Genomic DNA, 23,654 nt, shown 5'->3' with positions numbered 1-23,654 from the left:
TCAGTTGTGGAAGAGGTGTTTTACAGCAGATTTCAGTGGTTCCTGAAATGCAACTCAACGAAAACTATTGTCAGCTTTGAAGATTCCTGACATGATCCATGTCAAGAGTTGAGCGTGACGAGCGTCACGATCGCCCAGTGTTCATCAAGGGAAGATGCAACGCCAGTTGAAGGGGAACCAGATGATGTCCAACCAGAACCAGCGCGAAATGCCTCGGGATCCGGCCGTCCGGGCCCTGATCGGACAGGCGCAGCGCATCCAGCTGTCGCGCCGCAAGTTGCTGGCAGGTGCCGGCGGCCTGGGACTGGCAGCCTTCCTGGCTGCCTGCGGCACCGGAGGCGGAGGAGGCAGCGCCACCAGCGCCTCCGCGGCCGTGACGGACATGTCCGAAAGCGACAAGAACGTCTTCTGGGCCAACTGGACCCTGTACCTGGACTACGACGACAAAACCAAGAAATATCCAACGCTCGAGGATTTCACCAAGCTCACCGGGATCAAGACGCATTACGCCGAGGACATCGACGGCAACGATTCCTACTACGGCAAGGTCCAGGCGCAGCTGGCCGCGGGCCAAGACATTGGCCAGGACATCATGACCCTGACCGACTGGATGGCCGGCCGGGTCATCCGCCAGGGCTTCACCCAGGAACTGGACCACGCCAACATCCCGAACATGAAAAACCTGTTGCCGAGCCTGAAGGACGTTGACTTCGACCAGGGCCGGAAGAACTCGCTGACCTGGCAAAGCGGCTACGCGGGCATTGCATACAACAAGGCCAAGTACCCCAAGGGACTGCGCAGCGTCTCCGACCTGTGGAACCCGGACCTCAAGGGCCGGATCACGGTGCTCGATGAAATGCGCGACACCATGGGCCTGTTGCTGCTCGACAACGGCGTGGAAATCTCCGGCGCCTGGGGGGACACCGAATTCGCTGCGGCCACCGATGTGCTTTCCAAGCAAATCGCCAATGGCCAGATCCGCCAGGTGAAGGGCAATTCCTACAAGGAGGACTTCATCTCCGGGGACGCCATCGCCGGGATCGTCTGGAGCGGTGACATCACCCAAATGAACTTCGAGAACGACAACCAGTGGGAGTTCGTGCTTCCCGATGCGGGCGGAACCCTGTGGAGCGACAACCTCATGGTCCCGGTCGCCTCCCCGCGCAAGGCCAACGCCGAGAAGCTCATGGACTACTACTACGAACCGGAGGTCGCCGCCCAGGTGGCCGCGTACGTGAACTTCATTTCCCCGGTAGAGGGGGCCAAGGAAGCCATGGAAAAGATCGACCCGGAACTGATGAACAATCCGCTGATCTTCCCGTCCGAATCCGATCTGGCCAAGGCGCACGTCTTCAGGTCGCTGAGCGCCGAGGAAGAAACCAACTTCAACAGCCAGTTCCAAACCGCGATCGGAGCCTAATGTCCCGCCCTGACCGTCAGATCTCTTCCCGTCGACGCATCGCGCGCGGGATCGCGGAAGCCCAGGCTTCACGCAGGGGCGTGTTGGCCGGTGCCGGCGGGCTGGCATTGGCCGGCCTGCTGGCAGCCTGCGGGACCGCCGGCTCCAAGTCCTCCGCCGGCCCCAGCGCCGCAGTCGACCTGTCCGGCGAGCAAAAGCTTGTCAGCTGGGCCAACTGGACGCTGTACCTTGACTACGACGACGAGACCAAGAAGTACCCGACCCTTGAACGGTTCATGAAGGAAAGTGGCATCACCGCCACGTACGCGGAGGACATCGACTCCAACGACACCTACTACGGCAAGATCCAGGCCCAGCTGGCCGCCGGCAAGGACATCGGCCAGGACATCATCACCCCCAGCGACTGGATGTCCGAGCGGCTGATCCGCCAGGGCTACGTCCAGGAACTCGACCACGCCAACATCCCCAACATCAAGAACCTGCTGCCCGAGCTGCGCGATGTCCGCTTCGATCCCGGGCGCACGAAGTCCTTGACCTGGCAGTCCGGGTTCACCGGGCTGGCCTGGAACAAGGAGGCCTTCCCGAGGGGCCTGAAAAACGTCTCGGACCTGTGGGATCCGGCGCTCAAGGGCCGGGTCACGGTGCTCGACGAAATGCGTGACACCATGCCGATGCTGCTGCTCGACCACGGCGTGGACATCCAGGGCGACTGGGGAGAGAACGAATACGGGAACTCGCTGGACGTCCTGGAAAGGAACATCGCCAACGGCCAGATCCGCCAGGTGAAGGGCAACTCCTACAAGCAGGACTTCATTTCGGGCGATGCGATCGCCGGGCTGGTCTACTCCGGGGACATCACCCAGCTGAACTTCGAAGAGGGCGACAAATGGGAGTTCGTGATGCCCGAAGCCAAGGGCCTGATCTGGAGCGACAACTTCATGGTCCCGATCGGTGCCACGCACAAGACCAACGCCGAGAAGCTCATGGACTTCTACTACGACCCGGACGTCGCCGCCGAGGTAGCGGCCTACGTGAACTACGTCTGCCCCGTGGTTGGCGCTCGTGAGGCCATGGAAAAGATCGACCCGGACCTCGTGGACAACCCGCTGATCTTCCCGACCGAGGAATTCCTCTCCCTTTCCTCCACCGAGCGCGCGATGAGCGTGGAGGAAGAAACCCAGTTCCAGAACATGTTCCAGCAAGTGATTGGTGCCTGACTATGACAACCACGACTTCCCTGAAGGGCAAGGCCCAGCCCATGACAGCCTCGGGGGCGGACCTTCACCTGGGCAACGTCACCAAGCGATTTGCCGACTTCACCGCGGTCGACGACCTGACCCTGACCGTGCCCAGCGGCACCTTCTTCGCACTCTTGGGCCCCTCGGGCTGCGGCAAGACCACCACGTTGCGGATGATCGCCGGTCTTGAACAACCCACCAGCGGCACCATCAGCATCGGCGGGCAGGACGTCACCAAGCTCGCCTCCTACCAACGCCAGGTCAACACCGTTTTCCAGTCCTACGCGCTCTTCCCGCACATGAGCGTGCTGGACAACGTGGCCTTCGGACTCAAGCGCAAGGGCGTCAAGGACTCGGTGTCCCGGGCCAAGGCCGCACTGGAAATGGTGGAACTCGAACATCTCGCGTCGCGCAAGCCGGTCCAGCTCTCCGGCGGGCAACAGCAGCGCGTGGCCCTGGCCCGTGCCCTGGTCAACCGCCCCGCGGTCCTGCTGCTTGACGAGCCCCTCGGGGCCCTGGACATGAAGCTGCGCCGGCAGATGCAGGTGGAGCTCAAATCCATCCAGACCGAGGTCGGCCTGACCTTCATCCACGTGACCCACGACCAGGAAGAGGCCATGACCATGGCCGACACCGTCGCGGTCATGAACAAGGGAAAGATCGAGCAGATGGGTGCCCCGCGCGACCTGTACGAACTGCCCAAGACCGCCTTTGTGGCCAACTTCCTGGGCAAGTCAAACCTCATGTACGGAACGGTGACCGAGGACCTCGGGGACGCCGTCGCCGTGAACGCTGCCGGACACCGCCTGGTCATGCCCAAGGACCGGTCGGTGGCCCACAGCGGTGCCGCCGTGGTGGGGGTGCGCCCGGAAAAGATGCGGGTCATGAACCTGTCCGACGAATACTCGCCCAGCGCCAACATGCTCACCGGCACGGTGCTGGACGCCTCGTTCACCGGGGTCAGCACCGAGTACCTGGTGGAGGTCCAGGGCATCGGAACCATCGGGACGTTCTCCCAGAACATGGGCCAGCCACCGGCACAGCGCGGGGACACCGTGCGCATGACCTGGGAACCGGAGTTCTCCTTCGGGCTTGACGGGGCCGAAGAGGCATCCGCGGGGAGGGACGCGGTATGACCACCACCGGATCCCGCCCCCGGAACAAGAAAAAGCCGGCAACCGTGGACCTGCGCAGCGAGGAGGAACTTGCCGCCGAGCGGCGCAAGGGAAGGGTCGGGCTGTACCTGATCATTCCGGGAATGGCCGTCCTGGCACTGTTTTTCGCGGCGCCGGTGCTGGTCCTTTTGAGCATGTCGCTCTACGCCAGGCCCCCGGGCGCCGAAATCGGCGAGTTCGTCCCGGCCCTGGAATTCGGCAACTACGTCACGGTCATCGGCGCGTACTGGGACGTGTTCCTGCGTTCGTTCTTCTTCGCCCTTATCGCCACGGTCGCGGCCCTGCTCATCGGCTACCCCATGGCCTACCTGGTGGCGGTGCGGCTGCGCGGGCACCAGCTGATGCAGGGGATCTTGCTGGTGCTGCTGATTGCACCGTTCTTCTCCAGCTTCATCCTGCGCACCCAGGCCTGGAAGCAGATCCTCTCCGACGAGGGCCCGGTGGTCACGGTGCTGCGGGCCATCGCGATCCTGCCGGCGGACGGACACCTCACCGCCACGGCCTTCGCCGTGGTGTGCGGGCTGACCTACAACTTCCTGCCGTTCATGATGCTGCCGATCTACGCCAACCTCGACCGGCTGGACACCAACCTGCTGGAGGCCTCGGGAGACCTGTATGCCAGCCCGCTGACGACCTTCTTCAAGGTGACGCTGCCGCTGTCGATGCCCGGGGTCTTTGCCGGCACGCTGCTCACGTTCATTCCCGCGGCCGGCGACTACGTCAACGCGGCGCTGCTGGGCAACAACCGGGACACGGCCATGATCGGGCAGATCATTGATTCGCGCTTCTTCAAGGTTGTCGACTACCCCGGCGCCTCGGCGTTGAGCTTCATCCTGATGATCCTGATCCTTGCCTTGGTCATGATCTACATCAAACGCTTTGGCACCAAGGAACTGTTCTAGGAAGGCTTGGAATGCGACAAAAATTTGGGCGCTGGTTCATCCCGGTCGCCGGAGGCCTGGCCTTCATCTATCTCTTGGTACCCATTGCGTACATCTTCGTGTTCTCGTTCAATGACGCCGGACGCACCAACCTCGAATGGCGGGGCTTCACGCTCGAGAACTGGAAGAACCCCTGCGGCGCACCGAATGTGTGCGAGTCGTTGGTCAACTCGCTGCAGATCGGGTTGGTCGCCACGATCTTCGCCACGGTGCTTGGCACCTGCGTGGCCCTGGGCCTGGTGCGCTACAAGTTCAAGTTCCGCAACACCGCGGACCTGTTGATCATCCTGCCGCTGGCCACCCCGGAGGTCGTGCTCGGCGCCTCGCTGCTGGCCCAGTTCCTGAACCTGGGATGGGAGCTTGGCTTCAGCACCATCGTGATTTCCCACGTGATCTTCTGCATGTCCTTCGTGGTTGTCACCGTCAGGGCGCGCGTTTCCTCGCTTGACCCCAGGTTGGAAGAAGCGGCATCGGACCTGTATGCCAGCCCGTTCCTCACGTTCTGGAAGGTCACCTTCCCGCTGTTGCTTCCGGGGATCGTGGCCGCGGCGCTGCTGTCCTTCGCGATGAGTTTCGATGACTTCATCATCACGAACTTCAACTCCGGAAATTTCTCGACGTTCCCGAAGTTCATCTACGTTTCGGCCACCCGCGGCATCCCCGCGCAGGCCAACGTGATCGGGTCGGCCATGTTCATCCTGGCGCTGGTGGTCGTTGTCACCTCGCAGGTCATTGCCTACCGCCGCCGCAAGGCCCTGGCCGCGCGCTAGAAGCGGCGGGGCCGTGCCGTGCGGTGTGCCCTTCTCCCACGGTGAAAGGGCACACCGGAGCACGGAATCTTGAAGCGGGCATGAGCTATGCAAGGATAGTGCCCATGAGCGAACCTAAGTGGCTAAGCCCCGTTGAAAGAGACGCTTGGCTGGCCCTGGTGTCCGTCACCACGCTGCTGCCCGCCGCACTCGACAGCGAGTTGCAGGTCCAGGCCAAGATCACCCTTTTCGACTACAACGTGCTTGCCATGCTGTCGGAGGCCCCCGAACGGATCCTGCCGATGAGCGAACTGGCCTCCCGGACCAGCGCCTCGCTCTCGCGGCTGTCGCACGTGGTCAAGAAGCTGGAAGGCCGGGGATGGGTTGAACGAACCAGGTCCCCGGAGGATGCCCGCGTGACCATCGCCAGGCTCACGGACGATGGGTGGGACAAGGTTGAGTCCCTTGCCCCCGAACATGTTGGTTCGGTGCGGAAACTGATTTTCGAGGGTTTAGACGACCACGACGTGGCGGAACTGGCACGCATCGGCCAGAAGCTCGTGGGCCGGCTGGACCCCGCGCACTGGATTCTGCGCTAGGAGCGCCTCGGGTCCGGTGGCCCCGCCTCGGGGCCTTTGATTCGGACGTGAGGCAGATCGCATGCCGGGGACCCGGAAAGCCCTGTTGTCGATTTGGCTGCCGATGTGTTAATCGCCTAGAATGGTTAGGCGTTAAGTCGTGCATGCCCAAACGGGTTTGCACGGTTGCCCGTAAAACCGAATATCATGGTCAGCCGAGTAGGGAAAAGTACTCATTGGCCATGAGGTTCACCGTCTTTCACGCTAAAAAAGGCTCTTCGGTTGGTTCTCACCCAGCCTGGTTACCTTCTGCAGTAATAACGGTGTCACAACTGGTGGCGGGACTCTTATACGCAGATTCAGAGGCAGCAGTTTTCCGCTGTATCTGTCAACGAGTACCGCCAATATTTACTACAACTGAGGAGTGATCATGGCAGCTGTATGCCAGGTGACTGGTGCGGTTCCGAACTTCGGACACAGCATCTCCCACTCGCACCGCCGCAACAAGCGTCGGTTCGACCCGAATATCCAAAAGAAGCGCTACTGGGTTCCGTCCCTGCGTCGCAACGTTACCCTGACCCTTTCGGTCAAGGGCATCAAGCGCATTGACGTCCGCGGCATTGATGCCGTTGTAGCCGACCTGCTTGCGAAGGGTGTGAAGCTCTAGTGGCTAAGGATAAGGACGTACGTCCGATCATTAAGCTCAAGTCGACCGCCGGCACCGGGTTCACCTACGTGACCCGCAAGAACCGTCGTAACAACCCAGACCGCATGGTTCTGAAGAAGTACGACCCGGTAGTCCGCAAGCACGTCGAATTCCGAGAGGAGCGCTAAACATGGCCAAGAAGTCTATGATTGCTAAGAACGAGCAGCGCAAGGTCATTGTTGAGCGTTACGCCGAAAAGCGTGCAGCCCTCAAGAAGACCTTGGTTGATCCGAACGCAACCGATGAGGCACGCGAAGAGGCCCGCTTGGGTCTGCAGAAGCTGCCCCGCAATGCTTCGCCGGTACGCGTTCGTAACCGCGATTCCATTGACGGCCGCCCGCGCGGCACCCTCCAGAAGTTCGGTATCTCCCGTGTTCGCTTCCGCGACATGGCACACCGTGGCGAGCTTCCGGGCATCACCAAGTCTTCCTGGTAAATTCCAGAAGCAGTCGAAGGCCCCAACCGAATCGGTTGGGGCCTTTGGCCACTTAACAAGCGCTTTCCCGATCCGGTCCCTTAAAGATCGGAACGAGAGTAGGCTCGCAGCATGGACATGCTATCGATCTTGATCGTCGCGGGGATTCTCGTGCTGTGTCTGTTGTCAGTCGGAATCGGAATGCGCAGGACCCTGGACAAGCGAGCAGTCGACATTCAGCGGACTGATCCCGAGACCGCTCGCGCCCTGCGCGAAGCGCGACGCAACATCGATCAGGGCAGAGGCCTCTACCGCCGCTGAATGCCTTCGCCACCCGTACCGGGCAGGGCGGGTGGCGCCGCCGACGGCCTGGATGGCCCACTGGCGGTCACCGCTTTCGTGCCGACCCGAACAAGCGCCCGAACCGCCCGGGACGGTGCTCCTGCGGTGCCTTTTCTGTGGGTGCCGCGGCCACTGCACGGGCGGTTCGGCGTTCTCGCCACGCGGCGACTTCGTCCTCGACGTCACGCAGCGCGGTGATCACCGGTGGACCGCCGAGCAGCTGGCGGCGGGCCTCGATGATACGGGCGTTGAAATCCTCCAGCAATGACCGCACCGCGGCGGGATCCGCCATCCGGTCCAAGGTCTCTTCCAGTTCTTCGTCTTCCTTGCGCAGCAGCAGCGCCGGGGGACCGACACCGCTGATCTGTTCACGCTTCATCAGCCCCTTGATCCACCAATCGGGATCCGCGGTGGATCCAAGGCCCGGTATCGGCTTGCCCGCATAGGCGAGGTTGTCGAAGTCGCCCCTGGCGAACGCGGCGTCCAGGGCGCTGTTGGCGACTTCCCAGACCTCGTCGTCGGCGTGGAAGCTGCGGACCTCGGCTGCCGGTTCCGACTCATCGCCCAGCCTCCGCCCGGTCCTTTCGGCGTACTCATCGACGGGGAGCTGTTCCCCGTCGACATCGCGAGCCAAGCGGTAGCGGGCCGAGCGCAGTGCGGCCTCACGGTTCTCATCAAGGTTGCGTCGGGACATGTGCTGGGACCACCCTTCCGGGATGTTGCCTTAACCTTAACAACGCGCTTGGCCAGCATCAACAGGCAGGCACTGGTGGTTCCCGGGCGCTGGGCCTCCAACGTCTCGCCCGATTAAGGCCCTGCTTTTGCTCGTTCGGTAGGCTGTGCCCGATGAAGGCACTATTTGGCACCTCAACCGTTCTGTTCCTGCTGACTACCGCCATTGCCCTGAGCATCGACCCACTGTGGGGATTGCTGACGGCCGCTGGCGCGCTGTCATCGGGCATTGGCTATCTTCTATGCCGCAACCAAGCCAAGGAGAGCAAGCTGGAGCGCTGAGCCAACGACTGGCCGGGACGCGAGCCACCGAAAGCCGGGGAGCACCGGCAGACCAACCCCACGCATCGGGCACTGCTATCGGGAAGACTGTAGCTTTGGACATCATGGACCAGTTCAAGACCACAGGCATCAACAAGACCCGAACTTCCAGGCAGGAAGACGCGGTGGTGGCACGTCGCCGAAACGGCGACGCCAGCGGCCTGCGCATCTTGGTCACCGGAGCGAATGCAGGGATTGGATTCTGGACCAGTCTCCACTTGGCCCGGCGCGGGGCCGAAGTCATCATGGCGTGCCGCGACAAACGCAAGGCGGAAGCCGCCGCGCAGGCAATTCGTGCACGTGTACCCGGGGCACGGCTTCGCCTGGCGACCCTTGATGTTTCCAGTCTCGGATCCGTCGCCGCAGCGGTTGCCGAACTTGGCCGCCTTGAGCACCTGGATGTGCTGATCGCCAACGCCGGCATGGTGCATGCCCCGCGCACGCGCCAGCAGAGCGTGGACGGGCTGGAACTCGTGGCTGCGACCAACTTCTTCGGGCACTTCGCGCTGGTCGCCGGGCTGCTTCCGGTCCTGGAACGGGCCCCGGCCGCCCGCGTGCTGACCCTGGGCTCGCTTTCCACCCTGCTGGTTCGCCCGCACCTGGATGATCCGCAATTGCAGGGCAACTATTCCTCGTGGCAGGCCTACGCCCAATCCAAGATCATGCTCCAATCCTTCGCTTTCGAACTCGACCGACGGCTGCAGCGAACCCCCGGCACGACCAGGGCGTTGAGCGCCCATCCCGGTTATTCGCTCTCCGGGCGCACACCCGGGATTGCCGGCGTCAACGAGCCCGGCACGTTCAAACGAGTCGTTGATACGCTCCAGGCCCCGTTTACCCAGGGCAAGGACCGGGGTGCCTGGCCGATAGTTCGGGCCGCCGTGGACCCCGACGCCTTCAGCACTCCGGGAGCGGTCTTTTACGGACCGCGGTGGCTGGTCAGGGGTGGCCCGCGCAAGGCCACCCCTGCGTCAATCACCACGGATTCCGGGCCTGCCGCAACCATATGGAAGGCAGCCGAATCCGCCACCGGAATTTCCCTTTTCGGTTAGCCCATTGACCGCTTGCCGGCGGAGCGACGTCGATGTTTGAAGTCCCTGGAAGCGATGGCCAGGGAACCCGAAATGACCGCGTGAACCGGTCTGCTGGATTGTGGCGACTTCGACCCCCAAGAGTGCTGTTCGTCTCTCTTTCGGAGTAAAACGGGCCGCTGAAGGCGAAAAAACCGCCAAACTTCAAAAAATTCCCGGGAATTCGGCCCGTATCGGGCGTTTCGCGCAGGAACATTTGGTAAGTTCTCACACAGAAGTCCCCGCGAACGCGAGGCGACCCGGGCCAACTGCGTCCGGGAAGAGAAGTCCAGGAGGACATACTTTGGCTATGAACCGTAGTGAACTTGTTGCAGCTGTCGCCGAGAAGACCGGCAACTCCCAGGTAGCCGTCAACGGTGTTTTGGATGCAGTGTTCGACGTATTCGTTTCCCAGATTTCCAAGGGCGAAAAGGTCTCGATCCCGGGCTGGCTCGCAGTCGAGCGCACCGACCGTGCAGCACGCACCGGCCGCAACCCGCAGACCGGCGAAGCCATCCAGATTCCGGCTGGCCACTCGGTCAAGCTGACCGCTGGCTCCAAGCTGAAGGCTGCCGTTACCGGCAAGTAGTCTGCGCCGCGCGCAACAGCTTTCAAGCCGCCCCACGCAATGGTCCCAAGGACCGGATGCGGGGGGCGGCTTTGGCGTTAATGGGTGCCGTGGGCGAATTTAGAATTCTACGACCCGTAGAATCGCGTAGAATGACTTGCTGGAACCATGAGGCATTACCTATCAATCCCTTGGCGGAGGAAAACGGCATGAAGGATCACGGCCTGCGCATCTTGCGTGGCTGGATTGGTGCATTGATTTGCACCTGCCTTGCCGCCGCCTCCCATACCGCCGTGGACGGGGTCATGCCGCCGCTTGCCGTCATCGGACTCCTGCTATGTATCAGCGCCGTCATCTGCACGGCCCTGGCCTCCGGCAAGACCTCATTGATGCGCACCGGCCTCGCGGTGTTGCTGAGCCAGGGCGCCTACCATGGCGCCTTCGGCCTGTTCGGCCACCAGCACCAAGGCGCCGCCGGGCTCATCCTGGAAAGCGGCGCCCACGCAGGACACGGTCTTGAACTGGGCATAGGCCCAACCGTGGCCGCCGCAACCGCCGCCGAGTCGCCAGCGGGCTGGCTGATGACCGTCGCCCACGTGGCCGCCGCAATCGTGACCATCACGGCCATGCGCCGGGGTGAGATCGCCGCCCGCACATTTGCCCAGGCCATCTCCCTGTACGTACCGCGCCTGATCCTGTTTGTACGCGGGCTGCAGGCAACTCGGGGCAAACAGCCCCTGCTCGGCGTTGCCTACCGCGTGCTGGTCCTGCGTGACGTGCTGCGCCCGGCCCTGCACCGCCGCGGTCCTCCGCGGGGACCTGCTTTCGCACACCCGTAAAGCAGCCCCCAACTTCCTGCGAGCCAACATCGCCGCGGAGAAAAGGACCACGTACCCCATGACTGACACAATCCAAGCCCCACGCACCGCCACCCGAATCGGCGTACTCGTCGCCGCCGTGCTGCTGTGCCTGATGACCGTTTTCGGCGTATCAAGCGCCCAGGCACACGACGAACTGATTTCCTCCACACCTGCCAGCGGAGAGGTGCTCAAGACGGCACCCAAATCACTGGTGCTGACCTTCAGCGGAGACATCAAGAAGATCGGGACGATCCTTGAACTTTCGGATGGCAAGGGAACCAACGTCGATACCACCTTTGCGATCGACCGCCGCGAAGTAACCGTCACCCCGTCCACCATCTTGGCCAACGGAGATTACACCCTCATCGCCCGGGTGGTGTCCTCGGACGGGCACCCGATTGACAAGAAGATCGCCTTCGAGGTCAACGACCCGGCGGCAGTGGCCAGCAGTGCACCGGCAACCGCGAGCGCTCCGGCGGCGTCCGCTACGCCGAGTGCCACGCCGTCGGAGCAGCCGAGCGCCGAGGACGGCGACACCACCACACCGGTTGCCGGCATGCCCGCGGGCCTGGTCTGGGCCATCATCGGCGTTGCCGGGATCGGCATCATCGCCCTGGTGTTGCTGAAGGTCCGCCGCCAGACCAAGTAGCCGCCCGGCCACACCCCGCCGAGTCCGCCACGAGGGCCCCGGTTCCCCGGCACCAGCGCATGCCGGGGAACCGGGCGGCGCCTTGCGGCTCGGCGGCGACACGACCTTCCCCCTGAACAGGCATCGCCTTCCTCCAACGGAAGCGATGCCTTGCGGGCCATGCCCACGGACAGTCTTGGCGTGCCCGCAGCCCTGAATTTTGGAGAGTTTCCCATGAACTTCAACATCCCCACCCATCGCTTTTCCGCACCCCTCGCTGCCGCATCCATGGCCGGCCTGCTGCTGAGCGGATGCGCAGTTGCCGGCGCATCCGATGCGGCTACTCAGAATGCAAACACCACCGAAGCCGAATCGCTGCAGATTTCCGAATCCTGGATCAGGGCAGCCAGCGACGGGATGACCAGCGGCTTTGCCGTGCTGGAAAACCCCACGGACCATCCGGCCGCGCTCGTCAAGGTCGACTCGACCCTGGCCGGCAGCACCGAGCTGCACGACATGGAAGGCTCGGGCACCGCCATGAGCATGAAGGAGCTTGACGGTCCGCTGGAGATCCCCGCACATTCAACCATCGAGCTTGCCCCGGGTGGCAAACATGTGATGCTGATGGACCTGAAGCAGGAACTCAAGGTCGGTCAAAGCCGTGCCCTGAGACTCACCTTCGGCGACGGCAGCACCCGCGAGGTCCCCTTCGAGATCAAGAGCTTCACCGGGGCCAAGGAGTCCTACGCACCGGAAGCCGAGGAATCGGGCCACGCAGGTCCCGCGGAAGGGGACGGGCATGCCGGTCACTGACACCGCCCATGCGAAGGCAAGCCGCCTACCCTCGCGCCGCGGCCTGCTGCTCGGCTCGGCCGCAGCCGCTGCGGGTGCCGCGGCGGGATTCACCGCCGCCGGCCTGCCACTCGGCGCGGCAGCCGCCGAACCGGACCAGGCGCTGCACGGCTCGGACACCATTGCGTTTCACGGGCAGCGCCAACCGGGAATCACCACCCCTGCCCCGGCATATGCCACATTCCTGGCCCTGGACCTGATCCATGAACCGGGCGCCAATGAGGCAACGACACGTGACGCGCTGGCCCGGATACTGAAGATCATCAGCGACGACGCATCCCGCCTCATGGCCGGCCGCGGCGTCCTTGCCGACACCGAACCGGAAATGGCGGCAAACCCGGCGCGACTCACGCTCACGGTGGGGCTGGGGCAGCACGCCGCGGCCATCCTGAATCCGGACCTGGTGCCAGGGTGGCTGAAGGACCTTCCCCGCTTCTCCGTTGACCGGCTGGACAAGGCCTGGGGCCAAAGCGACGTGCTGGTGCAATTATGCGGGGACGACCAAATCTCGCTGGTGCACGCCCGCCGGGCCATCCAAAAGGACCTGCGCACCCTGGCCAAGACCAGGTGGGTGCAGGACGGGTTCCGCCACTCGCGCGGTTCCATGCCCGAGGGGGCGACCATGCGCAACCTGTTCGGGCAGAAGGACGGCACCGGGAATCCCGTCGATGCCATGCTTGATCGGGCAGTGTTCGGCGGCGAGGGACTTGAACCCTGGGTGGCGGGTGGAACCTCACTGGTGCTGCGGCGCATCGAGATGGACCTGGATGCCTGGGACGAGGTGGACCGCCCGGCCCGGGACTTCTCCCTGGGGCGCCGCCAGTCCGACGGCTCACCGCTGACCGGGGAGCACGAGTTCGACACCCCCGATCTGCGGGTGCGCGACGCCGCCGGCTTCCCGGTGATATCCGACGATTCGCACGTGGCCCGCTCGCAGGCCCGCGAGGCGGATGAAAAAATCCTGCGCCGCGGCTACAACTACCTCGACGGCACCAAGGCGGGGTTGCTCTTTGCCTCCTACCAATGCGACGTCGATCGCCAATTCGTCCCCATCCAGCAACGCTTGGATGCGGCCGACCTGCTCAACGAGTGGACCACGCCGATCGGGTCAGCTGTCTATGCGATCCTTCCGGGGTGCCGCGAAGGTTCGTTCCTGGGCAAGGAACTGCTCGCCACCTGATCCCCGGATACCGGTCCCGAGGTGCCGGCGGGTGGCGTGAGCCACCTTGGCACCTTGGTGCCGGGCAATCGGTGGGAGAATGGATCGGCGAGGAAGCTGAAAGGACATTGTGAACAAGTCACGGAACACGCAGGCCACGGCCACCAAGGTCGAGGCGTCGATGCCAGGCAAGAGGCTCTTGCTCATGCTGACCCTTCCCGCACTCGTGGTCGGGGTGCTGGTGATCATTGCGGCCAGCTATTTTGCCGGCACCGCCCAGGCCAGTGAGCTGGGGGACCCCGGGCCCTTCGTGCGGTGGGCGCTGCCTGCCGCCAAGGCACTTCACCACTCGTCGATGGCCATCACGATCGCCGCCCTGGTCTTCGCCGCAACCATCCTGCCGCGTTCCACCAAGCCCAAGCGCCCGGAACCGGGCAAGCACGACACCGACGGCGGCCAAACCCACCCCGCCTTTGCCCGCACCTTGAACCTTGCCGCCGCCTCCGGCATGGTCTGGACGGTGTCCGCGGCCGCGGTGCTGGTCTTCAACTTCTGGGACCTGGTCGGCAAGCCCATGAGCACCGACCCCAGCTACACCTCCGCCATGCTCGACTACGTCCTGAACATCTCCGTGGGCAAGGCCTGGGCGTGGATGATCGTGATTGCCGCGATCACCTCCTCCCTTGCCTTCGGCGTGCGTTCCCCGGCCTGGGTCGGGGCCACCACCGCCTTCTCCTTCGCCGGGATCCTGCCGATGTCGCTGATCGGCCACGCCGCCGGGGGAGACGACCACTGGGGTGCGGTCAACTCGATCATGCTGCACCTGGCCGGGGTGTGCCTGTGGTTCGGCGGCATCGTGGTGCTCGCCGCGCTGGCACCGTTGCTGGCCGCCAAGGCCCCGGGACGCTACCCCGGCGCCCGCCCGATCCTGGCCGGCACCGTGCTGCACCGCTTCTCCGCGCTGGCCACCATCTCCATCATCCTGGTCGCCGGTTCCGGTGTCGTGAACGCGACCATCCGCATCACCGACTGGGACCAGTGGATGACACCCTACGGGTGGCTGGTGATCGCCAAGGCGCTGGCCACCATCGCCCTGGGCGCGCTGGGCCTGGCCCACCGCCGCCGGGTCATCCCCGCCCTGGAAGCCGGAAAGCTTGCGGCAACCCGCGCGGCCTGGCTGATCGTGGGAGCCGAAACCATCATCATGGCCACGGTCATGGCCCTGGCCACGGTGCTGGCCCGCACCGCGCCGCCCACCCCGGACACCCCGCCGGAATTGCCCACCCCGGCCCGGCTGCTCACCGGGTACGAGCTGCCCCCGGAACTGACCAGCTCCAGCTGGATGGAAGTCTGGCGCTTTGACTGGCTGTGGATCGCCATCGCGCTCTTCCTGGCCGTCGCCTACCTGTGGGCCGTGGTGACGGTGCGCCGTCGCGGCGACAAGTGGTCGATCCTGCTGACCATCTCCTGGCTCCTCGGACTCACGGCACTGTTCTACTTCACCTCCGGTGCGCTGGCGGTCTACGGCAAGATCCTGTTCTCCGTGCACATGGTGGACCACATGGCCCTGACCATGGTGGCCCCGCTGCTCCTGGTGGTCGGCTCGCCGGTCACCCTGGCGTTGAAGGCCCTGGGCTCGCGCACCGACGGGACCCGTGGGCCGCGTGAATGGATCCTGGTGCTGGTGCACTCGAAGTTCTCCGCCCTCGTCACCAACCCGCTCTTTGCCGCGGCCAACTTCGCCGGTTCCATCATCATCTTCTATGAATCCTCGGCCTTCGGCTTCGCGCTGCGCAACCACATGGGCCACGAGCTGATGAACCTGCACTTCCTCATCACCGGGTACCTCTTTGCACTGTCAATGATCGGCACCGACCCGGTCCCGAAGCGGGCACCGCACGCGATGCGCCTGGTGATCCTGCTGGCCACCATGGCCTTCCACGCCTTCTACGGCGTCTCCATCATGAGCTCCACCTCGCTGTACCAGGCCGACTGGTTCGGCAACATGGGCAGGAGCTGGGGCGAGGGTGCGCTGGCCGACCAGCGGCTGGGTGCCGGGGCCATGTGGGGGATCGGGGAGATCCCGACGCTGCTGATCGCCTTGGGCGTGATGGTGTCCTGGAACCGGGACGACACCAGGGAATCCAAGCGCAAGGACCGGCAGGCGGACCGCGACAACGACGCGGAACTGCACGCCTACAACGAGATGTTTGCCCAATTGAAAAAGCAGGACGAGGAGATTGCGCGCCGTGGCCGCTAGGACCAAGACGGGTGCGTTGCGCACCCTTGCCCTGACCCTTTCCCTGGGGCTGGCACTTGCCGGCTGCGCCGGGGCCCCGCAAGCCGTGGAACTGCCCGAGGGACACGCACCGTTGCCCACCGGCGCCTCCGCCGCCGCAACACCCAGCGGTGAGGCCGCCGAACTGAACGTCTCCGAACTCTCGGTGGCCTCGGGCATCTCCATGGCCGCACGGCTGGGCTTCGACAAGGCCCGGGTGATCTCCGGGACCGAACTCGCCGACCTGAAGAAGGCCCCCGAAGACACCCCGGGAGGGGTCGCGGTGCTGCCCACCCAATGCGCGGATGTCATCGAGTCGCTGAACTGGTCCCCGGTGCAAATGGGCGGCGAGGGAGCGCGTACCGACTTCCTCACCGAGAAGATCCCCGCCACCGGATCGGTCGAGGTCGCGAAGGTCACCGACAAGTCGGCGCTGGATGCCCACTACGCCACGGTGCTGGCGATGCTCACCGAATGCCAGAAGGTGACCATGCACCAGGAAACCGAGACCGTTCCCTTCTCCACCGAGAAGCCCGTGTTGCAGGCCGGGGACGCGGATTCGGCCATCCTGTGGACCCGCGGCAGGCAGGGCCAGGGAATGCGGCAGCAGGCCCTGGTGTTGATCAAGGCCAAGGGGGATTACGTGGCAATGGTTTCGTTCATTGCCGCCGACGGCCTGAAGGCGCCGGAGTTCAGCCAAATGGCGGCCCAGGTGCTCAACGCCGCCCTGACCCAGGCCCGCTAGCCCGTCGACGGATCGTCGCATCATGTCATGATCTCGGCTTCGCCGGGCAAAAACGGGATAATTGAATACAGCACAACGTCAGCCGACAAGCCCAGGAGCAGATCCATGACAGCAACCCCCAGCACCGGAACCGAATCCGTACGCACCTCCTACAAGGTCCGTGCCTCCGAACTGGTCGGCCGCAACTGGCTGAACACCGGCGGGAAGCAACTGACGCTGGAGGACTTCCGCGGCAAGATCATGATCCTCGATTTCTGGACCTTCTGCTGCATCAATTGCCTCCACGTGCTCGATGAGCTGCGTCCGCTGGAGGCCAAGTACTCCGATGTCCTGGTGACCGTGGGCGTGCACTCCCCGAAGTTCGAGTACGAGGCCGATCCGGTCGCGCTGGCCGCCGCCGTGGAACGCTACGAGATCGAGCACCCTGTGCTGGACGACCCGGAGCTGGTCACCTGGCAGGCCTATGCCGCACGCGCCTGGCCCACCCTGGTGGTCGTGGACCCCGAGGGCTACATCGTGGCCCACCTCTCCGGCGAGGGTCATGCGGCCGGGCTGGAATCGCTCGTCGAGGAACTCATCGCCGAGCACGATGCCAAGGGCACGCTGCACCGCGGCACCGGCCCCTACGTGGCGCCGCCCGCCCGCGAGGGGGACCTGCGCTTCCCGGGCAAGGCCGTGGCGCTCCAAAACGGGAATTTCCTGGTCGGGGACTCGGGCCACCACCGCATCGTGGAACTGGGCAACGACCTGTCCACCGTGGTGCGCACCTTCGGCTCGGGCGTGAAGGGCTTTGCCGACGGCGACGCGGAAACCGCGCAGTTCAACGAGCCGCAGGGCCTGGCCCTGCTCCCGGCCGAGCTCGCCGCCACGCTGGGCTACCACGCGGTCATCGCCGACACCGTGAACCACCGCCTGCGCGGGCTGGACCTGGACACCGGGAACGTCACCACGCTGGCCGGGAACGGCATCCAGCGCCTGCTGGACGCCGAACAGGCACGCGCCGCTGTCGACGAGAACAACGAGGAAGCCTGGATCAGCGACCTGGGCAGCGACCCGCTGGGCACCTCGCTGTCCTCCCCGTGGGACGTGCTGTGGAGCCCCAAGACGCAGGCCGTGGCCATCGCGATGGCCGGCACCCACCAGATCTTCGCCTTCAACCCGGTGACCGGTGCCCTGTCGGTCTTCGCCGGCACCGGCCTGGAAGGCCTGGCCGACGGCGGCCCGGATGCCAGCTGGTTCGCCCAGCCCTCGGGCCTGGCCCTGGACAAGGACGAGAACATCTGGGTCGCCGACTCGGAGACCTCCGCGCTGCGCCGCCTGGTGCTGGCCGAGGACGGATCGGTTGCGGCCGTGGAATCGGCCATCGGTGCCGGACTCTTCGACTTCGGCTTCCGCGACGGCGCCGCCGCCGAGGCCCGCCTGCAGCACCCGCTGGGCGTTGCCGCGCTGCCGGACGGCTCGATCGCCATTGCCGACACCTACAACGGCGCGGTGCGCCGCTACGACCCGGCCACCGCGACCGTCAGCACGCTGGCCCGCGGCCTGAACGAGCCGGCCGACGTGCAGCTGGATTCCTCGGTGGACGGCGAGCCGGTGCTGCTGGTCGTGGAGACCAACAACCACCAGCTGGTGCGCCTGCCACTTCCGGCCGAGGCCCTTCTCGTCGACGAGGGCGCGTCCCAGACCCAGCGCCCCAAGACCAAGGTCGCTTCGGGGGAGCACGCGCTGACCGTGCGCTTCTCCGCACCCACAGGGCAGAAGCTCGATGACCGCTGGGGGGATCCGACCCAGCTGAAGATCTCCTCCTCGCCGGAGGAATTGCTGCTTTCCGGCGGCGGCACCTCCACCGGGCTGACCCGGACCCTGGAACTGAACCCGGAGATCGCCGAGGGTGTCCTGCACATCACGGCCCGTGCGGCCGCCTGCGATGGCGAGCCCGGCGGGGAGATCCCCATGCACGCCGCCTGCCACCTGTACCAGCAGGACTGGGGAATCCCGGTGCTGGTGGATGCCGAGGGCGAGACCGAACTGGTCCTGGACCTGCGCGGCATGGACAACTAGGCGGCAACACCACGCCCGAAGCGAGGCCCGTCCCCCGAAACGAGGGGGCGGGCCTCGTTCGCGCTTAACACCGGGGTCGGTGGTTAGGCATCTCACCCTTCAGATGGGTGCCCGGGTGATGGCCATCATGGCGGGAATATTTCGACCCAAGTATTGTTAGCAATGCTAAGGAACTGAAGAGGTCGAAACCCAAGGCGCCGGCGCCCCGGCGCATTGAAGGAGAATCCCGGGCCCGCCCGGATCACATGAACGCAACCAATGATGCCCCGAAACCCGTACGCATAGCCCCCACCCGCGTCAGCAACGCAACCAACACCGGCGACCTGGCCGCCGAACTTCGGGTGGCCGTGATGAAGACATCCCGCCGCCTGCGCCTGGAATCAAGCTCCGAAACCCTCACCCCCGCCCAGTACTCGGTGCTGGCGGGCCTGCGGAACCAGCAACACACCATCGGCGACCTGGCTGCCCGCGAACAGGTCGCCGCCCCGTCCATGACCCGCATCGTGAAGTCCCTGCTGGAAGCCGGGCTGGTCACCCGCACCGTCAGCGAGGCCGACGCCCGCCAGGTGATGATCGCTCCCACCCCCGAGGGGATGGCCGCCTACCACGGCGCCCGAAGCCAACGCACCGCCTGGCTGGCCGTGCGGCTGGAAACGCTCGATGCCAAGGACCGGGCAACCCTGGCGCGGGCCGCGGCCCTGCTGCAGGAAATGAGCGCCAAATGAGCAAGATGTTCAGCGCCCTGAAGATCCCGAACTACCGCCTGTGGACCGCCGGCGCCCTGGTTTCCAACATCGGCACCTGGATGCAGCGCGTCGCCCAGGACTGGCTGGTGCTCACCATCCTGACCGACCACGACGGAACGGCTGTCGGCATCACCACCGGCCTGCAATTCCTCCCCATTCTCATTTTGGGACCCTTTGCTGGCGTGCTTGCGGACCGCATGGACAAGCGCAAGCTGCTGTTGATCACGCAGTCGGCGATGGGCTTCTTTGCCGTGGTGTTGGGCGTACTGGTGGTCACCGGCGCCGCGGAGCTTTGGCATGTCTACCTGCTTGCACTGGGGCTGGGCGTGGCCAGCGCCTTCGACGCCCCGGCACGCCAGGCCTTCGTCTCCGAACTCGTCCCGGCCAGCGACCTGCCCAATGCCGTCGCCCTGAACAGCGCCTCGTTCAACCTGGCCCGGCTGGCCGGCCCCGGCGTGGCCGGGATGCTGATCGCCTGGTTCGGCACCGGACCGGCATTCCTGATCAATGCAGCCAGCTTCGGGGCCGTGATCTTCTCGCTGGCCAAGATGCGCACCGAGCAGTTCCAGCCCACCCGGCTGGTGGCCCGCCAAAAGGGCCAGATCCGCGAGGGCGTCGCCTACGTGCGCAACCGCCCCGATCTGTTGCTGATCTTCGCGCTGGCCTTCGTGGTTGCCACCTTCGGGCTGAACTTCCAGCTCACCAACGCGATGATGGCCACCGATGTCTTCCATGTCGGGGCGGGGGAGTTCGGCCTGCTGGGAACCATTATGGCCATCGGCACGCTCGCCGGGGCCCTGCTGGCCGCCCGGCGCGGCAAGCCGCGGATGCGCTACCTGCTCGGTGGCGCCGTCGGCTTCGGCCTTGCGGCATTGGTCGCCAGCTTCATGCCCACGTTCTTCTGGTACGCGGTGATGATGGTGCCGGTGGGACTGGCCTCGCTGACCTTCCTGAACAGCTCCAACACCATGATCCAGCTCTCGGTCGACCCCGCCTACCGCGGGCGCGTGCTGGGGCTCTACGTGATGGTCGTCCAGGGCGGCACGCCGCTGGGCGCCCCGCTGGTGGGTTGGCTCGGCACCGAGTTCGGTGCCCGGTGGTCGGTCGGCAGCGGAGCATTGATCTCGCTTGTCGCCGGGCTCATCGCGGTGGCCGTGGTGCTGCGCCGGACCCGTCGCACACAGAAACAGGGCTCCGGGACCCCGGCCAGGCACAAGGCCCGCGCCAGGTCCCTGGTCCCGGCGCTGGGCCGCTAGGACCCGGCAACCGGGCGGCTACTCGCTGGAAACCGGGGTGACCCTGACCTTGGTGGTGCTGGCCTTGAGCACGGCGGTGAACCCGAAGCTGTCATCAACGGTCCGCTCGGTGTACCGCCCGGTGCGCAGGTCCTGTTCGGTGACGTCCAAGCGTGCCTTGACCGTCAGCGGGCGCAGGGCCCACGAGCCGTCGTAGGCCACGATCTCGGCCGAGGGGTAGTCGACGATGCTCCAGTGGATGGAATCCGAACGCACCCGCGCAGTGGTGGAGTAACTCATCGGGCAGCCCGCGGGCATGAGGACCTGCTGCTTTGCGCAGTCATCCAGGTACGCGGTGATCTGCTTGTTGACCTCGTCGAGCAGCTTCTTGGTGGGCTGCGTGCGAAGCTTGACCTCGGTGGCCTTCTTCGAGAACCCGGTGACCGCCAGGCCGCGCGAGTCGGCCCGGAAGTTCGGGGTGGCGAAGCTGGTGTCGATGACGGCCGGAACAAACACCGGGACCGTGGTCTTGCCCTTGACCAGCGGGGCGGGGCGCGCATTCACGACCACCTCGTTGGTGGTGTTCGCGGAGATCGCCACGGTGGGAAGCGTCGTGGGCACAAACGACCAGTTCTCGAAGAACAGCCAGCTGCGGCCCGTGCGTTCCAGTTGGTAGGTCGTCTGTTGCTGCACCCCGTGGATGGAGTAGGTTGCCGTGACGGTGGCCAGGTCATCGGCGCCGGCGACCTTTTCGGGCTTGCCCACCGTGAAGTCCTTGACGTCGGCGCTGGCGGCCTTCAGGCCCTCGCCGTCAAGCAGCAGGGCATTGCCCTTGGGGACCGTGGCCTGGAGCAGCCCCAGTGCCGCGGCGCCTTCGCCGCGGGTGAGATGCACATGCAGTTCCTTGACCTTCTGGGCGGGTCCGAAGGAGTTGTGGTTGACCAGGGCAATGGCAGCAAAGGCCAGGACGGCCAGCACCACAAGGGCCGCCGCCCATGTGGCGGCGACCCTTGTGGGAGATAAACGTTCGCTCATTGTGTCCAAGGCTACCGGGAATTCGGCGTGGTTCGCGCCGACCCTCCCTAGCGGCGGCGGCGCCGCTTGGTGCCGAACATGCCGCGAAACAGCTCTCTGCCGATCATGTTTGCGGCCTGCAAGGCCATGTCAAGCACGGGATTGTCGGGTTTCGGCGCGGGGGCGGGGGCACTTGCCTTGCGGCCGGGGGCTCTCTTCGCGGTCGCCGGAGGTTCGGGCATGGCGTAATCGGTGGCGCCGGGTTCCGGTGCGGAATGGGGGATCGACGAGGGCCGGCCCAGGATCGATTCCTCGATTTCGCGGGCAGCGGCATCGATGTCGGCCTGGGACTGGCCCGGACCGGGCACGCGTGCGGCCACCGATCCGCCGGTGGGGACCTGGGCGGCGGCAGGCGCCGCGGCGCCCGCGGTGAGTTTCTCGTACGCGGACTCCCGGTCCACGGCCGTGCCGTAGACCTGCATCAGGGCCGAGGTGCCAATGATCCCGGAAACCGTTTCCGGCGCCGAGGGGCCCATGGTCGATTCCGGGCTCCACATCCGGGTCCAGGCCACCGGGGTCGGCGCGCCCTTCTCGTTCATCACGGTGACCACCGCTTCACCGGTCCCGGCCTGCGTCAACGCCGCATCCAGGTCGTAGTCGCTGGTGGGGAACGTGGAGATGGTGGCCTTCAGGGCCTTGGCGTCGTCCGGGGTGAAGGCGCGCAGCGCGTGCTGGACGCGGTTGGCCAACTGCCCGAGCACGTCCGCGGGGACGTCCTTGGGCGTCTGGGTCACGAAGAACACCCCGACGCCCTTGGAACGGATCAGCCGCACCGTGGCGGTGATCGAGGCCAGGAACGCCTTGGAGGCCCCGTTGAAGAGCAGGTGGGCCTCGTCGAGGAAGAACACCAGCTTCGGCTTCTCCGGGTTTCCGATCTCGGGCAGCTCGGAGAAGAGATCGGCCAGCAGCCAGATCATGAAGGTGGAGAAGAGCACCGGCTTTTCCATGAGCGTGGGAAGTTCCAGGCAGCTGATGATTCCCCGCCCGTCGGGAGCCTGGCGCAGCAGCTCGGCGGTGTCGAATTCCGGTTCGCCGAAGAAGGACTCCATGCCCTGGGCCTGCAGGGTGACCAGCTCGCGCAGGATCACCCCGGCGGTGGCCTTGGAGACCCCGCCCAGCCCTTCGAGCTCGGTCTTGCCCTCGTCGCTGGTCAGATGCGTGATGACCGCGCGGAGGTCCTTGAGGTCGTGCAGCTCGAGGTCCTTGGTGTCCGCGTAGTGGAAGATCAGCTGCAGGCAGGATTCCTGGGTCTCGTTCAACTCCATGATCCGCGAGAGAAGCAACGGGCCGAAGGAGGAGATGGTGGCCCGGATCGGGATCCCCTGCCCGTCCCCGCCCAGAGAGTAGTACTCCACGGGGAAGGACTTCGCTTCCCAGGCCATGCCGACCGAGGCGGTGCGCGCCGTGAGTTTTTCCGTGGGTGTTCCCGGGGTGGAAAGTCCGGTGAGGTCGCCCTTGATGTCCGCCAGGAACACCGGGACCCCATGGGAGGAGAGCTGCTCGGCCATCAGCTGCAAGGTGATGGTCTTGCCGGTGCCGGTGGCGCCGGCCACCAGTCCGTGCCGGTTCATCATGCGCAGCGGCAAGCGGACCTGCGCCTCGGGGAAGAGCTGGTCATCGACCAGCGCCGCTCCGAGTGTCACGGCCGGGCCTTCGAAGGCGTAACCGGCGGTTATGGTTTCCACGTGCTGGGATGTCGTCATCTTGGCCATGTCCATAGCCTACGGTCTGGAACACGTCCGTGGTGGTGGGCGCACCAAT

Annotated in this window: 25 protein-coding genes; 22 read left to right on the top strand and 3 right to left on the bottom strand. The window is 65.2% G+C overall.

Annotation, left to right across the window (positions count from 1 at the left end; translation table 11 throughout):
* Positions 1 to 184: 184 nt before the first annotated feature.
* From FPY90_RS09355 to FPY90_RS09310, 10 genes are all read left to right on the top strand, one after another.
* Complete coding sequence (locus FPY90_RS09355; RefSeq protein WP_139194682.1) at positions 185 to 1,420, top strand: polyamine ABC transporter substrate-binding protein; 1,236 nt, start codon at positions 185 to 187, stop codon at positions 1,418 to 1,420.
* Positions 1,420 to 2,637 (top strand): ABC transporter substrate-binding protein, encoded by a 1,218-nt coding sequence (locus tag FPY90_RS09350; RefSeq protein ID WP_498685176.1) that lies wholly within the window; start codon positions 1,420 to 1,422, stop codon positions 2,635 to 2,637. Before FPY90_RS09355 ends, FPY90_RS09350 begins: the two co-directional genes overlap by 1 nt.
* A gap of 2 nt (positions 2,638 to 2,639) precedes the next feature.
* The gene (locus tag FPY90_RS09345; RefSeq protein WP_071212668.1) at positions 2,640 to 3,794 is read left to right on the top strand and encodes an ABC transporter ATP-binding protein; all 1,155 of its coding nucleotides are present in this window, start codon (positions 2,640 to 2,642) and stop codon (positions 3,792 to 3,794) included.
* A complete protein-coding gene (locus FPY90_RS09340) occupies positions 3,791 to 4,735 on the top strand; it encodes an ABC transporter permease (RefSeq protein ID WP_083410891.1) in 945 nt (314 codons plus the stop codon). Before FPY90_RS09345 ends, FPY90_RS09340 begins: the two co-directional genes overlap by 4 nt.
* A gap of 11 nt (positions 4,736 to 4,746) precedes the next feature.
* Positions 4,747 to 5,544, top strand: a complete 798-nt coding sequence (locus FPY90_RS09335; protein WP_113761636.1) for an ABC transporter permease — start codon at positions 4,747 to 4,749, stop codon at positions 5,542 to 5,544.
* Positions 5,545 to 5,648: 104 nt separating this feature from the next.
* Positions 5,649 to 6,122, top strand: coding sequence for a MarR family winged helix-turn-helix transcriptional regulator (locus tag FPY90_RS09330; RefSeq protein ID WP_071212670.1), 474 nt, complete (start codon positions 5,649 to 5,651; stop codon positions 6,120 to 6,122).
* A gap of 409 nt (positions 6,123 to 6,531) precedes the next feature.
* A complete protein-coding gene (gene rpmB / locus FPY90_RS09325; protein WP_071212671.1) occupies positions 6,532 to 6,768 on the top strand; it encodes a 50S ribosomal protein L28 in 237 nt (78 codons plus the stop codon).
* Complete coding sequence (gene rpmG, locus FPY90_RS09320; protein ID WP_007270730.1) at positions 6,768 to 6,935, top strand: 50S ribosomal protein L33; 168 nt, start codon at positions 6,768 to 6,770, stop codon at positions 6,933 to 6,935. Before rpmB ends, rpmG begins: the two co-directional genes overlap by 1 nt.
* Before the next feature lie 2 nt (positions 6,936 to 6,937).
* The gene (gene rpsN / locus FPY90_RS09315) at positions 6,938 to 7,243 is read left to right on the top strand and encodes a 30S ribosomal protein S14 (protein ID WP_071212672.1); all 306 of its coding nucleotides are present in this window, start codon (positions 6,938 to 6,940) and stop codon (positions 7,241 to 7,243) included.
* A 111-nt stretch (positions 7,244 to 7,354) separates the two neighbouring features.
* A complete protein-coding gene (locus FPY90_RS09310) occupies positions 7,355 to 7,543 on the top strand; it encodes a hypothetical protein (RefSeq protein WP_071212673.1) in 189 nt (62 codons plus the stop codon).
* A gap of 67 nt (positions 7,544 to 7,610) precedes the next feature.
* On the opposite strand, the gene FPY90_RS09305 is transcribed toward FPY90_RS09310, so the two are convergent.
* Entirely contained in the window at positions 7,611 to 8,258 is a 648-nt protein-coding gene (locus FPY90_RS09305) for a DnaJ family domain-containing protein (RefSeq protein WP_498685171.1), read from the bottom strand.
* Between the two features lie 152 nt (positions 8,259 to 8,410).
* On the opposite strand from FPY90_RS09305, the gene FPY90_RS09300 reads away from it, so the two are divergent.
* From FPY90_RS09300 to FPY90_RS09245, 12 genes are all read left to right on the top strand, one after another.
* Positions 8,411 to 8,578: a hypothetical protein gene (locus FPY90_RS09300; protein WP_498685168.1), complete on the top strand. Its 168-nt coding sequence runs from the start codon at positions 8,411 to 8,413 to the stop codon at positions 8,576 to 8,578.
* Between the two features lie 104 nt (positions 8,579 to 8,682).
* The gene (locus tag FPY90_RS09295; protein WP_175475350.1) at positions 8,683 to 9,669 is read left to right on the top strand and encodes an SDR family NAD(P)-dependent oxidoreductase; all 987 of its coding nucleotides are present in this window, start codon (positions 8,683 to 8,685) and stop codon (positions 9,667 to 9,669) included.
* Positions 9,670 to 9,991: 322 nt separating this feature from the next.
* Positions 9,992 to 10,276: an HU family DNA-binding protein gene (locus FPY90_RS09290; RefSeq protein ID WP_071212675.1), complete on the top strand. Its 285-nt coding sequence runs from the start codon at positions 9,992 to 9,994 to the stop codon at positions 10,274 to 10,276.
* Positions 10,277 to 10,464: 188 nt separating this feature from the next.
* Positions 10,465 to 11,094 carry a hypothetical protein gene (locus FPY90_RS09285; RefSeq protein WP_498685165.1) on the top strand — a complete coding sequence of 210 codons (630 nt, stop codon included), beginning with the start codon at positions 10,465 to 10,467 and terminating at the stop codon, positions 11,092 to 11,094.
* A 58-nt stretch (positions 11,095 to 11,152) separates the two neighbouring features.
* The gene (locus tag FPY90_RS09280) at positions 11,153 to 11,764 is read left to right on the top strand and encodes a copper resistance CopC family protein (RefSeq protein ID WP_498685164.1); all 612 of its coding nucleotides are present in this window, start codon (positions 11,153 to 11,155) and stop codon (positions 11,762 to 11,764) included.
* Between the two features lie 213 nt (positions 11,765 to 11,977).
* Positions 11,978 to 12,556, top strand: a complete 579-nt coding sequence (locus tag FPY90_RS09275) for a copper chaperone PCu(A)C (protein ID WP_498685163.1) — start codon at positions 11,978 to 11,980, stop codon at positions 12,554 to 12,556.
* Entirely contained in the window at positions 12,543 to 13,775 is a 1,233-nt protein-coding gene (locus FPY90_RS09270) for a Dyp-type peroxidase (protein WP_498685161.1), read from the top strand. Before FPY90_RS09275 ends, FPY90_RS09270 begins: the two co-directional genes overlap by 14 nt.
* A 109-nt stretch (positions 13,776 to 13,884) precedes the next feature.
* Entirely contained in the window at positions 13,885 to 16,014 is a 2,130-nt protein-coding gene (locus tag FPY90_RS09265; protein WP_498685160.1) for a bifunctional copper resistance protein CopD/cytochrome c oxidase assembly protein, read from the top strand.
* On the top strand, positions 16,004 to 16,777 hold the full coding sequence (locus tag FPY90_RS09260) for a hypothetical protein (protein WP_498685158.1): 774 nt from the start codon (positions 16,004 to 16,006) through the stop codon (positions 16,775 to 16,777). The genes FPY90_RS09265 and FPY90_RS09260 overlap by 11 nt, the downstream gene beginning before the upstream one ends.
* Positions 16,778 to 16,882: 105 nt before the next feature.
* Positions 16,883 to 18,838 carry an NHL domain-containing thioredoxin family protein gene (locus tag FPY90_RS09255; protein ID WP_498685155.1) on the top strand — a complete coding sequence of 652 codons (1,956 nt, stop codon included), beginning with the start codon at positions 16,883 to 16,885 and terminating at the stop codon, positions 18,836 to 18,838.
* 245 nt (positions 18,839 to 19,083) lie between these two features.
* Entirely contained in the window at positions 19,084 to 19,563 is a 480-nt protein-coding gene (locus tag FPY90_RS09250) for a MarR family winged helix-turn-helix transcriptional regulator (protein ID WP_083410894.1), read from the top strand.
* Positions 19,560 to 20,840: an MFS transporter gene (locus FPY90_RS09245; RefSeq protein WP_286135208.1), complete on the top strand. Its 1,281-nt coding sequence runs from the start codon at positions 19,560 to 19,562 to the stop codon at positions 20,838 to 20,840. The genes FPY90_RS09250 and FPY90_RS09245 overlap by 4 nt, the downstream gene beginning before the upstream one ends.
* 18 nt (positions 20,841 to 20,858) lie before the next feature.
* Here FPY90_RS09245 and FPY90_RS09240 read toward each other — a convergent pair whose 3' ends face one another.
* Together FPY90_RS09240 and FPY90_RS09235 are read right to left on the bottom strand one after the other, a co-directional pair.
* A complete protein-coding gene (locus FPY90_RS09240; protein ID WP_139194651.1) occupies positions 20,859 to 21,854 on the bottom strand; it encodes a hypothetical protein in 996 nt (331 codons plus the stop codon).
* A gap of 47 nt (positions 21,855 to 21,901) precedes the next feature.
* Positions 21,902 to 23,611, bottom strand: a complete 1,710-nt coding sequence (locus tag FPY90_RS09235) for a helicase HerA-like domain-containing protein (RefSeq protein WP_071212684.1) — start codon at positions 23,609 to 23,611, stop codon at positions 21,902 to 21,904.
* Positions 23,612 to 23,654 lie beyond the last annotated feature (43 nt).

The organism is Arthrobacter sp. C2 (genome assembly GCA_024207135.1).
Taxonomy (GTDB): domain Bacteria; phylum Actinomycetota; class Actinomycetes; order Actinomycetales; family Micrococcaceae; genus Paeniglutamicibacter.
The sequence above is the reverse complement of the archived record's forward strand: the minus strand, read 5'-3'. Positions and strand labels throughout refer to the sequence as shown.